Raw genomic sequence first — 14,338 nt, 5'->3', positions numbered from 1 at the left:
AAAGATTGCCTCTACAATAAGATATTCAGTTTAAGAGAATCTATGCTGTTTCAAGTCTACTCTACATTGCCCTAAGGACCAGTTCGACTACAAATAATGATTCATGAAATTCGCGTTACGTATACAATCGCAACAGTTGTGTTAGAGAGAGATCCTACTTTCAATTCCTTCATTTGTAAATAAGTTGTTGGAAGCTTTCTACGTACTAAATTTAAATTTACATCTAAATCTTGGACAAATGCGATTTGCGGACCCACAATATTGTATTCAATTTCAGCTTTTGTAATATCTCTTTTTTCTTTCTTTGACACATTTACTAACAAACAATTTAATTTATCTGTATCGAACTGAATAAGTATATAGCCATTTAAAATACTATCCTGAATATCTTCCATTTGATTTGTTATTTTTGAATTCTCAAAGGGTAATACAGACTGAATATCTTGTAACGAATCGAAGCTCTTCTCTTTTATATAAGTCAAAACCTCTTCATGAAATATATTTACATCGATTAATGTTCTAAAATATGAAATGACTATAGCGGAATTATTAGAAGCAATTTCCAACGTTATAAAATCTTTAGATTTTTTAGTAATTTCATTAAATCCTGCAAAGATTCTATAGAGTAAAGAGATATTCTTTCATGTGGTTTCAATTGATAATACCCTTCCTTTCAGAAAGAAACTATATATAGTTTTCAGGAAATTGCTATTTTTAAAATTAGGGATGGTGATATATAAATATACTTATTGAATTAATAATAAAGCCTTTGAAAATAACTTAACCAAAATTAGTTAAAAAATGTATTACAAGTAAAAATTAGAAATGTTTTAAGTGGAATTACGATATTAAAAACAACCTTTCTTTTGGTATTAGTACTAAAGAAAGGTTGTTTTTATAACAGGATTTTTCAAGTGTCTATTCTATAGGGTACATTTACCAGTGTTCTTCTCTTTATTATTTCATAAAGTGTCAATAACATTACATTTTGTATTGTTTCTTAAAAAATTTCAGTAAAAAGAATATATTAATTTTGAAGTGTGCAAATAGGGAGAGTGACTTCAACTATAGTCCCCTTATTCACTTCACTCTCAATAAATACCTTTCCCTGATGTGTTTCAATGATTTTATAACAAATCATTAACCCTAAGCCAATCCCCTCTTCTTTAATACTATAAAAAGGTTCTCCGAGGTATGGTATACGTTCTTTTGGAATCCCACACCCTTGATCGATAAAACGAATGCTTACTTGATTATTATCAAGTATATTTATTTGAATCAGAATTTCCCCTCCCATCGGCATAGATTCAATTGCATTTTTTAATATATTAACAAATACTTGTTTTAATTGATTTCCTTCACATGAAATCAATGGAATACCAGGGTTAAGATCGATTCTAAATTTTATATTATGCATCATTGCTTGAGGTTGTAGTAGCATTAAAACTTGATCCATTAGCACACTAATGTTATTAGGTTGCATTTTTACTACCTGTGGTTTGGCTACCGCCATAAATTCAGTTGTTATGCTCTCTATACGCTCAATCTCTGATGATACTATATTAATATAACCCTGATTATTCTCATTTTCCGTTGATTTTAGTAATTGCATGAACCCTTTCATTGCAGTTAATGGATTATTAATCTCATGAGCCATTACAGTCGCTAATTGTCCTACAACAGCAAGTTTTTCAGATTTTCGTAATAATTCTTCTGTTTTTAGCCGTTCAGTGATATCACGAGAAATACTTAGAAAAACTTTTTTACCATTTAAGTTAAAAACACGAACACTAAACTCAGTTGTTATTACTTTTCCTGTTGGAAAAACATATTCATCTTGCAAAGTGAAGAAAGTTTGTCCTTTTTTAATTTTTTCTAATAACCTTACGATTATTTGAGAATCTTGTGGTACTATATTTGAAAATGATAATGAGAGCAACTCTTCTCTACTATATCCAAATCTTCTACACCCAACAGGGTTTACCTCAATAAATCGACTTGGAGCATTATCTTCATTCAGCTCTACTACATATACCGCATCAGTTGCTTGTTCGATTAGTGCACGGTACTTCATTTCACTATCTCTTAATTGCTGGTGTAATCGATGCCGTTCTCTTTCTGCTTGTTTTCTTTCAGAGATGTCTCTACATATTGCTGATAAAGCTATCACATTTCCTCTTACATCTAGTATAGGAGAAACTGTCAGACTGATATCAAGAAGACTCCCATCACTCCGTTGTCTAACAGTTTCTAATCTAGTAACCACCGATTCTCCTGTTAGAATTTTCTGAATATTTTCGAGCGATTCTTCCATTAAAAAATCTGGTACACAAGGTAATCTCTTACCTATGATTTCTTGTGATGACCACCCAAATATCTTTTCATAAGCTTTATTGGCTTGTAAAATATGCCCTTCTCGATCAGAAATGGTAATAGCATCTAGATTGTGCTTTATAAATGATTCTAATAATTCTTTGGTAGCGCTTAATTCTGATTCTACCTTTTTCCTTTCGGTTATATCAACTGTAGAACCAACAACTTCAATAACTTGTCCATTTCTTTTAATCGGCCTAAGCGCAATAAGAATAATAGTTTTATCATTTGGCCAAGGTAATTCAAATATAATTTCTTTTCCTTCCCATGCCTTAAGATAGTACTTCATCAATTGTGGAACTAAATGTGGAGGAACAATAGAAGCATCAATAGTACGTAAGCTTTTTCCTACCACCTGTTCAGAATAAAATCCGTTTTGATAATAAAACTGTCCATCACATAAAGTGTGTATAAAGTGCTTACCCACTTTTTTAAATTTAAAAATTCCTCCTTGAAGCTCATGTACGGTATCTGTAAGTTCTTGCTTCGATTTTTTTAATTCTCGATTCATTTTAGATAAGTCCCGTGTTAAATAATACAATCTCTGGTAGGCTTCCATAAGAAATAGCCCAATTAAAAGTCCTAACGCTATATATAATAAGCCTCCTGTGTAAAGTAATGTAATATTAAATAATACGCCAACTAACCACTTTATTCCAATAAAAACAGAAAAATATAAAGATGCACTTTTAAAAGGATGTAGTTTTTTAAAATAAGTTTTAAAATTAGAAAATAGAATTCCCATACATAAATAAGCAATCACAGGAGGTTCCCAATACCCTCCAATGTAAAAGATACGCATTAAAATTATGCTAATTAACGTAATCCAACCAGCAATACGGCCAAAGTAAATAAAAGATAGAATAAGAGGAACAATTCGAAGATCGTAGGAAAATCCCATGTATGGAAAAGAAAAGAACATTAACGTAACTGCAATAATCCCTCCATAGAGCTTTTCGAAATATCGACTAGAATTAATTGTAAACACTTGAATAAATATTGCTGCGCTAACTAATAAAGAAAAAATAGAAAGGTTGATGAAATAATCTTTAATAATCATGTAATGTCCCTCCTTGCATTAAGTGTATTCGACAAAAAAGCTAAAAATCCTACAAATTGTATAAACAGTTCAAATGCATAAATTTTAAACTAGGATAAAATCTGGAAAAGTAAATAAGGAGCACAGCAGATGAGATATTTTAATGAAAAATAGTTCAAAAAAGATAATAGTAACCGTTGACTACTATTATCTTTTTTCTTTAAGTTATCGTAATACGTATGAAACTCTAAGGGACGTGGTATGTCATTTCATCAAACAATGATTATATGCTGAGTCATGAATATAGAAACTTCAACCGTAATTTTTTAAAAATAACACAAAAAACAAAACTATCTTTGAAAATGAAAAAAATCTATATAAATGTCAACTAATCTATGTACAAAAACGTTCACTTAATTTTGCATAAAGTCACTCCACTTAGGAAGCTAAGTAGTTCTTCAAGGTCGATAAGAACACCTGTAGATGCTTCAGGATAACTACATAATTGTATGAGTAATGTACTTGAAACCTTTCGGTAAAACCATACACATAATACGACTAACTCCTTGGTTCAATATTTACTTTTTCGCTGAACAAATTCTTTTTCTTGAGCAAAATATTCTAGGATATAAGGAGATTTTTCAATTAACTTGGTGTCTAGTTTATTGTCCAGCTTTAATTACTTCGTTACTTTTCAGATTCAGTTCATTATATTTTGTACTTTGTCTTTATACACAACATATTCTTTACCGTCCACTACTGCTACTACCGCAAATTCATCATTTGGATTGAATGAAAGCCAATCAGCCCACATGTTAGTATTAGCCCCTCCACTCCACATATTATGAACAGTGTTTTTAGTTAAATTCATAACTTTATAAGACGCTTTTGGCGCATTTGTTCCAGTCTTTATTTCAAAAGTGTATGCGTTATGAATTTTTTTATAAAAGTAGAAAACGTTTGATGGACGAAGCTGATTCAAAAAATCCTGTTCTTTTTTCTCTGCAATTTTTATCCCTTCTTGCAAAGTGACAACATCTGTTTTTAATGTTTTCCAACTGTTTTTCGCTGCATTCAAGCTAGGGATTAAGAATTTATATTTATTTTGATCAGCTTTTTGATCAGCTTTATCAATATGTCCCAGTACACCCGAATATTGAGAATCTAAATCCTCCCATTGCGTAGACATATAAGTAAGAGCAGTGATAGCACTATCAAGCATACTATGCATATCACTAATATTATGAAATGCAACTCCAACTACACGATTCAATGTTATTTTATAATCTACAGTCTGACGCAATTTTGCTAATTCAGGTTCTAGCCAACCTAACTTACCTCTTGCATCACCTATCATGATGCCACCAGCAATCAAGGTTGGAATAAAGGGGATTTTCACCATGTCTAATCCCTTAGATTCTATGTCTTTCTGATATTTTACTTGTCCTAAAAGGTCCTCTAGACGCTTTTGGTCAGCCTCCACATCAGCACCTTGGTTTTTTAAAATCGATTGCAATGTCTCTTTATGACTTCCAAATGTTCTAACATCTTCTCCAATAGCATTTTTTAATTGAATTAATTCTTCTATTAATGCTTTTGCAGACTTTTGATTTTGTTGAATTCCCCCCTGTAAATCTGTAATCCCTTTTTTTAAAGTATCTCCATTTCCATTATTAATCGCCTCTACTAATGTTTCATAATAATTTTCAAATTTTGTATCGTATTCTATAATGCCTGTCAATGTATCAAAAAGCTGTTTTTTTACTTGTGTATTCCATGTAACAGCATGTGCTCTTGCATTCTTTTGATCTTGTACAATTTTACTAGGTAAATCTGCATTTCCATTAATAGTTATTCCTTCAAAACTCACATCTGGATTATTAATTAGCAAATAAGAATATTCATTCATAGCTTTTGCAAATAAACCAGCATCTTGCAAAGCTTTTTTCATCTGTTCTTCATTTGCTGAAAGAGATATATTTTCATTGTTCGTTTGTTCAATTTCAATCGCAAAAGTTTCTAGTGGTATGACTGCATAAGTAGTTGTTATAGTTAAAAACGCTGATACAGCGAGTAGTTTATTAGGGATTTTTTTCATCATTTCGTATTCCTCCTATATAAGGTATGGTTTCAAGTTCTAATCTTATTAAAAAGCGATGTCTTTCAAAATGAGTTCTACATCTTTTATCAGTATCGTTTGAACTTTCTTTAGCAGCCTTCAAATCATTAAGTATTAAAGAAAATGTATATAATCTGCTTCAAATTAACCGATTCTGTTGCAAATTTTAAAAAAGCAATTAAACTACAAGGTTATTTTTTATTCGAATCATACTTATATATAATTGAAAGGCGAAGTCTTTAATGAGACTCCGCCTTTCTGGTATATAAGGATTTATTAATTATTACTTTTCTGTTTAACAGTGTAATCATAGACTTTCTATGTTTTAGTTCACTTTACAACAGAATTAATATTTCCCTATTTTTGTGGAGTAACAGTTTCCACTTTTAATTCCTTTATTCCTTCTTTTAATGTAACAGCATCTGTTCGTAATGTTTTCCAACTGTCTTTCGCTGCATTTAAATTAGGTTTTAAGAATTTAAATTTATTTTGATCGGCTTTTTGAGCTGCATTCTCAATATGCCCTAGAACGCCCGAATATTGAGAATCTAAATCATGCCACTGCGTGGACATATAAGTAAGAGCGTTAATAGCATCATCAAGCGCCTTGTGCATTTCATTAATATTACTGTAAGCAACTCCAACTACACGATTTAAGGTTACTTTATAATCCACGGTCTGACGTAATTCTGCTAATAAAGGCTCTAACTTACCTAAATTATCCCTTGCTACTCCCACTATAATACCGCCAATTATTGGTAGACCCAAAATAGCACCCTTCATTACATTAAACCCATCAGATTCTAATTGTTTATAATAGTTTACTGATCCTAATACTTCTTCTAGACGCTTTTGATCGGCATCAACATCTGCACCTTGATTTTTTAAAATTGACTGCAAGAGCTCTTTATTACTTCCAAAAGCTCTAACATCATGTCCAATAGAGTCTCTTAATTTAGTTAATTCTTCTATTAGTTGTTGTGCATACTTTTGATTTTGTTGAATTTCACCTCGCAAATCTGTAATCCCTTCTTTTAAAGTTTCTCCATCCCCTGTATTAATCGCCTCAATCATTGTTTCATAATAATTGTCAAATGTTGTATCGTATTCAACAATACCATTCAATGTATCTAAAAGCTGTTTTTTTACTTTCGTATCCCAAGTAACAGCATGTGCCCTTGCATTCTTTTGATCTTGTACGATTCTACCAGGTAAATCTACATATCCATTAATGGTAATTCCCTCAAAATTCACATCAGGATTCTTAATTAACATATAAGAATAGGCATTCATAGATTTTGCAAATAATCCAGCCTTTTGCAAGGTCTCTTTCATTCTTGCTTCATTTGCAGAAAGAGCCGTATCTCCATTGTTCGTTTGTTCAATTTCACTTGCAAAAGTTGTTACTGGTGAAACTACATTAGCAGTTGTAATAGTTAATAGCGTCGATACAGCTAGTAATTTATAAGGGATTTTTTTTATCATTTCATTTTCCTCCAATTTAGGTTTTAAATTTCAGTTCTACTCCTGTTTAAAAGCAATATCTTTTGAAATGAATTCTGCATCTTTATGAATATCATTCCAACTTTCTTTAGCGGCTTTTAAATCATCTGGTATTAAAGAGAATTTGTGGTCTTGCATAGAATCGATATTATCCAGTAAATCTGTATAATTTGCGCCCATTGTATTCCATTGCTTTTGAATATTTGTTAGAGACAATATCGCTTGATCTACAGTCTGATATAAATATGCCAATGTTTCTTTCGCGTTAGTAAGCGAAAGAACTGCTTGATTAGCACGATCTGCTTTCATACTTAATTCTCCGATTTTGTTAGAAATTTCATTATAGGAGTCCATATGCTTAGATGCTGTGACACCAGCCGCAGTTCCTAGACCGATACCAGCTGCGCCAAGAGCCGAGAGTCCACCAACAACAGCCGGTGTTGCTGTACCGCCAGTTACAACAATAACTACCGCTCCTCCAATAGCTGCAATAACTAAAATAGCTGCTCCCAATCCACCACCAATTGACCATGCTAATACATCATCAAAATGTTTTTTCTGAGTAGAACGAAGTTGCTCAATTTCAGCTTGAAGTTGTGGGATCGTTGCCTGTTGACCTGCTAATATTGCAGTTAATCCACCTTTCCCATCTGGACCACCAACATTATTTTTAAAATCTGTAGAATTTTGATATAGTTTCCCTTTGAAGTCTTGTAGCATCTTAATCACATCTGTAACTTCTTTTGAATTTGTATTGATTGTAGTAATTAAATCATTTATACCCTCTTTTAGACCTGCCTTATCTTTCTTTTGTACAGTTTCTACTAATGTGTCGTAATAATTTTGAAATTGTTCATCGTAATTTACAATATTACGAGCAGTTTTTTGAATCTGTGGCTTCGCTGTATCTAACCAGTAATTCGCATTGATTCGTGATAGCTCTTGATTAAGGTGAATATTTTTGAGCAACTCTCCCCCCTCTGAGCCTAAATCAATATTAGATAAATTTACATTTGGTTGCTTAATCATTGTTTTTGCGTATAAATCCATTACTAGAATATGAGACCCTGTTTCAGCTAATGCTTTCTTCAGTCCTTCGGGGCCTAATGCATAATTGCCTACTTTTTGTTCTTGAGCGGTCGTTTCTTGTGCAAATGCATGAATAGTGTTACCGGTAGTAGCAGTTATAACAGTTGCTAATGTAGCTAAAGTTAGTACTTTGAATGGAAATTTTTTCATGACTATTCTCCTTCTTTCGCTAAATGCTTATAATCTTTATGAATTCCGAAAAAACGCAATATTAAAATTTATATACTTGTTCTTCAAGGTAACTTATTACATTTTTCAATTGTCTTAATGTATCTTTTTGAGACTGCTCGTTAGTTGTATCAACATTAGTAGATAATTTTGTAATGCTATTTTTTATTAGATTTAAATCTTCTTTATAGCGCTTTAGTAGATCAAGTTCTACATCTACTTGATTTGCAAACGTATGCAAATCATTTTGTGTAAGAAGAAGCATTGATTTTTGTAAATCAGCTATTGATAATTTCGTTGTTAAATCATATATTTTTTGATTTTGTTTCTCTAAATCATCTAAATATGCTCGCTGTTCTGCTGTTAATTTATTTACTTCAGCAAAAACGCCAAATGTTTTCTTAATCTTTTCGGTATCAATGACCTTCATCAGGTCATACTCTTGTGTTTTTGCTGCGGCTGCGGCTGCTATTTCACCTTGTTTGCTTTTCTCAATTGCTTCACGAGCTGCTTTTTTTGCTGATTCAATCTCTAGAGCAGTTTTACCTTGCTCTGTTGCTTCTTGCACTGCTTTTTTCTCAGCTTCTAGAATAGAGTTGTTAATTTCTTTTCCTTTGTTATACGCTGCCACCCCTGCTTGCGCAGCTGGTTCAATAATTTCTTTTGAAAGACTATAAACTTCTTTGAATATAGCAAATCCCTGTTCATTTAAAGCCCCTGGTATTAAGGCAATTTGCTGTAAATCATTTTGAATTGCTTTTTTGGTATTTAATATTTCATTTTTTAACTGGTCTATTTTTCCTGTTCCATCTGTACTTAGTATGCCTTGCGCAGTTGCCACATTGGTATCAAAATCTTTTAATTTTTTATCAAGCTGTAATTTAAGATCTGTTAATTCATTGATTTGCCGTTGCGTATTTTCTTGATTCGTCATAGCCATTTCTTGAAGTACTTCAAGTCTATCCGAAAACCCTTCTCTATCTTCTTTATTGTCTACAAACGATTTTAATGTCGGGTAATAGCTATTAAATTTTGTTACAAATCCTTTACTTTTTGAATTTAATAGAATTAACTGTGGATAGAGTTCCGATGACCATTCCTTCATATCTTGTTTGATTAGGAATTGATTTGTATTTAAAGCTGTGACTTCCTCTAACTGTACATTAGGACTCATTAAAGATTGATCAATATACGTTTGGATTAATTTAGATTGCGCACCTAATTTTCGTAATGAAGAGGAAATATCCATGCCTTCCTGTTGAGTTTCCGCTTGAACGATTGGTGTTGCAAGAGTATTGATAGGAATATTTGCTCCAGTTACAATGGATGTGACTAATAATCCTGTAATTATTTTAGTTTTCATTCCGTACACTCCTTTACCATTGTTTTTATAACTTAATTCATATAACTTGTATGACCTCTCTCTTTGTAAACTGATTAAGAAGGAGAAATCTTTCAGATAGGATAATATCGTTATTTTTTACTTCTAATAGAATGTAAGGATTTTACTTACCTCTCACTTCGATACTCTATTTTTTCAAATATAAATAACAAAAATTTATTAACTATATTTGAATCAAGCACCCTATGAATAGTAAATGTGTAATTCTTCCCTAGAATTGCGGTTTAACTTACAGAACCGCGAGAATCAATAAACCAATGCTTACAGTTAATCTTGCTATAACATTGTTTAATTTAAATTTAATAATATTACTCTTAGTTTTATCAGCAAACTCCATACTAGACTACAAAAGGTAAAATTATACTGTACATCGCTTATACTTTTATTGCGGAATAACTTCACTTTTGTTATGCAGAAACTTAGAACACGTTTATTACAAATTTGATTCTTGACCTCTTGTGAATAAATTTACTATTTAGAATATTATCAACGACATAATGTTACTTACAACTTCACTATAATTCCTATTAGCGTAACCTTCTCCTTTCTGTCTGGTCATACCAGTTATGTTGTTCATTAAAACATTAAATTTTTAATGCGTAAATAGAAAAATTTTGTCGATTAAGCTCGATAATTTACTGTTAAATAAAAATAGGCCCCAAAAAAATTATATAAATATAGTTATTCGTAAATTTCATTTCTGTAATTGTAATGATTACAAATTAATGTGTATACGGTTAAAAATAACTATTTTCGCTCAACCAAGAAATTTTATTTTAGAAAAAATACTTATAGAATAATATAATAGGTCTTTTTATACTTTTTTACCTTTATTTAGTTATGTATAATTGCATAAAATGTAGATATATTTAGTAATATATGTTATATTATTGATCTTTTCACAAAACATCCTAATATCATTATTAATAAATATCTAATATGAAGATATTAGTCTATAAACTTATCTTCGTTATAAACGTAGGTTTTAAATGACAAAAAAGCTACAAAGTTTCCTTGGAGCACTTTGCAGCCTTCTATCTTTTTGTTTCCTTTAGCAAAATAATGGTTAGTGAATTTTCATTTTTTGGGATACTTATACCCATGTTTAAGTCTTTACATTGGAGACAGCAGATAACAAGCTTATATTACTGTATATTTTTCACGGTACTGCCTGGGAGTCATGCTAGTGATTTTTTTGAAAACTCTTATAAAATAACTTTGGTCATTAAAGTTAAGCCACGCACAGATATCTGATAACGAATAAGTAGTGAGTGTTAATAATTTTTTTGCTTCTTCCACTCGTTCCCTTTGAATATATTCGCTTAAAGTAATTCCCATTTCTTTTTTAAATAGTTTAGACAGATAAGTAGGCGTAATTTCTAAATGATTAGCAAGTTCATTCAGAGATATTCCATCGTAAACATTTTTATTAATATGTTTTATACATGTAGTAACCGCGTAAGAATACTTTTTTGCATTGTATTCTTTCACACGATCTGCAAAAGTACGTAAAGCATCCCCTGACAATCGCTTTACAGATTCTACATTATCTAATTGTTCCAGGGTTTGTATATATAAAATACTATGAGCAAAAGCAATATCTGGTGGCAGGTTTCCTTCTATTGCATATCGAGTGGCTAAGGTAATCGCAATAATTCCAAGGTTTTTTTGATTCCTGAGCGGATCCTCTATTAGCATAAGTTCAACATCTTCTTGCGAAACCGCATACATATACTGTATTAACTTTTTTTTATTGCCTTCTTTAATAGTCGAAAAGAAATCATTTACTAATGCCATATTGTGCGTTTTAGGTTTGTTTTGTCGGCGTTTTAAAATATATAAATCAGGTTTCACATTTTTATTAGGAATTTCCTCTAGTACTTTATTTTTTTCCAAGACAATATCTACATCTAACTTTTCATTGAAAATCATGTAATGTAATAAAATTCCCATATCAATTAATGTAGTTTTTTTGATCTCAGATAAACACTGATAATAGGCAAGTCTTTCTTGAATGTTATCATTTGATTTAAATTCTTTCTGAAATTTTATGATCATATCATCTGAATCTTTTGGATGTATAGTAGGACCGATTATAATAGTCCCTTTAATATCATCATGATTTTCTATATGAATTAGAACAAAATTTTCAAGATAGTTGTTACTTCGAAAAAGTGGCAAGTTAAAGGGATCGTTTTCTTGATAAATATCACTAAGATGTTCTTCTTTTGAAGAATAAAAAGGACTACAAACATTATCAGATGTAGAATGATATAAAATTTTTCTGTCTGCAGATAAAATATGTACAGGGGCATTAAATGCTTTATGTGCAAGATCACACAAGTGTTGTATATCGATAGAAGTATTCATTACATTCTCCTTTATAGATCCATAAAATATATTCTGTTAGATATAATTCACGACAAATAATACTATAAAATATCAAATTAGTACAATTCACAACAAAATATTACTATATCTTTTTTATAAAAATCATATATTATTTAATTGTAGTTAGCATCTAAACATCAGAGTAGATAAGTAAATGAAATAAGTTAAGTTCTTTTCTTAATTCTACAAGATATAATTATTGAACTTGAGAAAACAGTGAAGTACTACAAAATACAGTGGTAGTCAATGCGAGGACCAAGCTGGAAAAAGATTTAAAATACAGCGAAAGTAACAGGAGATACTGTACCACCGCAAGAAACAACAGTCAAAGTTCCAATTCAATCACTTATACAAATTGAATTCAAAAAAATAAATACTGCTAATTTAAATATGAAACTGAAAAACTATTTTGCTCCAAATTTTAAAAAAAGATAATAAAGAAGTTGTGAAATTGGAAACAGATGAAAGCGATACGGTTATTTTTGAAGCACTATGCTTTGAAAAGTACAAGGTGGAGGAAATTCAAGTACTCAACTAAACATAAAAAAACGAATGGAATATTCAAAAAAATGACACTATATTACTGGTCGCAACATTAGTTTTACTTTCCACAAAAGAGGAAAATATATAGACTTTACAAATACTAAAAATAGCAAACTAGATAGTTTTATTACCGCATCACATAAAGTGAAACTTTAATCAGTGGGGGTTTTGTTCATCCCCACTGATTATTAGCCCACACCAATCGGGCTTTTACGGACAGTTGATCCCCCACCTAACTTCTTTGCTTCCGCTGAATTTTGAGGTGGGGGTCTTACTGCCCAGCAAACAGCGAGATAAACTTATTATTAATTTCCAAATACAATAGTTGTTAATCAATAAAAAACTTCAATAACCAAGGTGCACAGTAAATTGACCTCAAAACAATAATTACTACAATATCAGGTTTTGCTTATTCTATAAAAAAGAAATATCACTTAAAAACTATTCCTTTATATCGATTTAGACATAAAACATTTTATTATATCGGCTTAAGTATTATGGAATTATAATTAACACCAAAACTCTTTTAAAGGCTTATACATCGTTCGTATCGAATTTACCACCTTTCGATACCTATGTCATTAGCACAACTAAAAAAGATTATTACAAAGGAATCTGAGAGGTTTTTTCAATTTAGAAATTTATTTTTTGTAAATTAAAGGAAAAATAATCCGTATATATACGGATTATTTTCTTAGTGTAGTCTGTATTGACCTGTTAACTGTTTTTCAGCCATTCAAACTAAGCGTTTTGTAATCTCTCCAACGATCCGAACCATTTGCAGATGATGTGATGTATCAGGTCCCAGTGTGACCCCTAGTTCAAAAGCACTTTCATACTTCATTTGCTCAATAGTACTTGTAGTAGCAGAAATAAGAATTTCATTTGTATTACTTTCGCATGAGTAACCTAATTTATTCCAGTGTTTTTATAGGAACCCTTTCCCTCCCCTTATTCCACCAATTAAATTTGAAACACAAATGTACATTGCATTTCAATATAACAATAAAAGCTACAAAAGCAACGAATTTACTATTTTAAAGTTAAGTGTTTAACCTTTAAGTACTTAAATTCTTTTTTCCAGATAAAGCATACATTATATCTTGATGTTTTATTGTCCTCTTATAATTATGTGGTATCGGGAATTTATTTCGGTGTTCTTTTATTATAATTAAAGTTTGAAGTTCTATGCTCAATACTTTTGCGAGGACATGATAGTTATATCCATTGTTTAACAGAGAAATTATGTCATAAAACATAGTTTTTCCACCCACTAATTTTACTAATTTATTCTTTAACTCATCCCTTTTTTCTTTAGCTTCATCAATTTCTAACAACATAGATTTTTTATTTGTCTGCTTAATGTATTGAGTATACAACTCTGGGAATTCTTTTTGTACTTCTTTGTTTAATACTGGTTTATATTTAATCATATAAGTAACTTGTAACAAAGAGCGTTTTAACAAACTATCTTCAATAAGATACGCTACTTTATAAAATAAATGTACATATTCCTCAATATTGGAATAACTATTAAAATGAGCTAATACTCTACTTTTTATACTAAAAGCCTTGCCTACATAAATAATATTGTCATTATAATCTTTAATGAAATAAATACCACTTTCAGATTTTTTTAATTTATTATCCAATTCTTCTATACTCATAAAATGCAATTCACTCATACTTCTCTCTCCTTAGCAGTTTTAAA

9 protein-coding genes and 2 pseudogenes are annotated in these 14,338 nt (G+C 30.7%); 1 reads left to right on the top strand and 10 read right to left on the bottom strand.

Going from position 1 to position 14,338, the window contains the following annotated elements:
• Positions 1 to 107: 107 nt before the first annotated feature.
• The 8 genes and pseudogenes from QCI81_RS26180 to QCI81_RS26145 form a co-directional block, all read right to left on the bottom strand.
• Positions 108 to 601, bottom strand: a pseudogene (locus QCI81_RS26180) (spore germination protein); the annotation flags it as partial.
• 426 nt (positions 602 to 1,027) lie between these two features.
• A complete protein-coding gene (locus tag QCI81_RS26175; RefSeq protein WP_071729999.1) occupies positions 1,028 to 3,433 on the bottom strand; it encodes a PAS domain S-box protein in 2,406 nt (801 codons plus the stop codon).
• A 430-nt stretch (positions 3,434 to 3,863) separates the two neighbouring features.
• Positions 3,864 to 4,085 (bottom strand): annotated as a pseudogene (locus tag QCI81_RS26170) (hypothetical protein); the annotation flags it as partial.
• A gap of 27 nt (positions 4,086 to 4,112) precedes the next feature.
• Positions 4,113 to 5,513 (bottom strand): hemolysin BL regulatory component HblB, encoded by a 1,401-nt coding sequence (gene hblB, locus QCI81_RS26165; RefSeq protein ID WP_071729998.1) that lies wholly within the window; start codon positions 5,511 to 5,513, stop codon positions 4,113 to 4,115.
• 375 nt (positions 5,514 to 5,888) lie between these two features.
• Positions 5,889 to 7,016, bottom strand: a complete 1,128-nt coding sequence (gene hblA, locus QCI81_RS26160; RefSeq protein ID WP_000591969.1) for a hemolysin BL binding component B — start codon at positions 7,014 to 7,016, stop codon at positions 5,889 to 5,891.
• Between the two features lie 36 nt (positions 7,017 to 7,052).
• On the bottom strand, positions 7,053 to 8,273 hold the full coding sequence (gene hblD / locus QCI81_RS26155) for a hemolytic enterotoxin HBL lytic component L1 (protein ID WP_000714435.1): 1,221 nt from the start codon (positions 8,271 to 8,273) through the stop codon (positions 7,053 to 7,055).
• Between the two features lie 61 nt (positions 8,274 to 8,334).
• Positions 8,335 to 9,654: a hemolytic enterotoxin HBL lytic component L2 gene (hblC, locus tag QCI81_RS26150; RefSeq protein WP_098852524.1), complete on the bottom strand. Its 1,320-nt coding sequence runs from the start codon at positions 9,652 to 9,654 to the stop codon at positions 8,335 to 8,337.
• A 1,179-nt stretch (positions 9,655 to 10,833) separates the two neighbouring features.
• Positions 10,834 to 12,063, bottom strand: a complete 1,230-nt coding sequence (locus QCI81_RS26145) for a helix-turn-helix domain-containing protein (protein ID WP_023521964.1) — start codon at positions 12,061 to 12,063, stop codon at positions 10,834 to 10,836.
• A 430-nt stretch (positions 12,064 to 12,493) separates the two neighbouring features.
• Between QCI81_RS26145 and QCI81_RS26140 the strand changes: the two genes are divergently transcribed.
• Complete coding sequence (locus QCI81_RS26140) at positions 12,494 to 12,622, top strand: hypothetical protein (protein WP_003270913.1); 129 nt, start codon at positions 12,494 to 12,496, stop codon at positions 12,620 to 12,622.
• Between the two features lie 741 nt (positions 12,623 to 13,363).
• On the opposite strand, the gene QCI81_RS26135 is transcribed toward QCI81_RS26140, so the two are convergent.
• Both QCI81_RS26135 and QCI81_RS26130 read right to left on the bottom strand, forming a co-directional pair.
• Positions 13,364 to 13,507 (bottom strand): small, acid-soluble spore protein, alpha/beta type, encoded by a 144-nt coding sequence (locus QCI81_RS26135; protein ID WP_071729993.1) that lies wholly within the window; start codon positions 13,505 to 13,507, stop codon positions 13,364 to 13,366.
• Positions 13,508 to 13,685: 178 nt separating this feature from the next.
• Entirely contained in the window at positions 13,686 to 14,312 is a 627-nt protein-coding gene (locus tag QCI81_RS26130; RefSeq protein ID WP_071729991.1) for a nucleotide excision repair endonuclease, read from the bottom strand.
• Positions 14,313 to 14,338: the final 26 nt, after the last annotated feature.

Origin of the sequence: Bacillus cereus group sp. MG20, assembly GCF_040459885.1 — a bacterium.
GTDB lineage: Bacteria > Bacillota > Bacilli > Bacillales > Bacillaceae_G > Bacillus_A > Bacillus_A cereus.
The sequence above is the reverse complement of the archived record's forward strand: the minus strand, read 5'-3'. Positions and strand labels throughout refer to the sequence as shown.

Excerpts from the sequence above, each read along its gene's own strand:
- QCI81_RS26175 (WP_071729999.1), bottom strand. The coding sequence starts at position 3,433 with ATGATTATTAAAGATTATTTCATCAACCTTTCTATTTTTTCTTTATTA.
- hblB (WP_071729998.1), bottom strand. The coding sequence starts at position 5,513 with ATGATGAAAAAAATCCCTAATAAACTACTCGCTGTATCAGCGTTTTTA.
- hblA (WP_000591969.1), bottom strand. The coding sequence starts at position 7,016 with ATGATAAAAAAAATCCCTTATAAATTACTAGCTGTATCGACGCTATTA.
- hblD (WP_000714435.1), bottom strand. The coding sequence starts at position 8,273 with ATGAAAAAATTTCCATTCAAAGTACTAACTTTAGCTACATTAGCAACT.
- hblC (WP_098852524.1), bottom strand. The coding sequence starts at position 9,654 with ATGAAAACTAAAATAATTACAGGATTATTAGTCACATCCATTGTAACT.
- QCI81_RS26145 (WP_023521964.1), bottom strand. The coding sequence starts at position 12,063 with ATGAATACTTCTATCGATATACAACACTTGTGTGATCTTGCACATAAA.
- QCI81_RS26130 (WP_071729991.1), bottom strand. The coding sequence starts at position 14,312 with ATGAGTGAATTGCATTTTATGAGTATAGAAGAATTGGATAATAAATTA.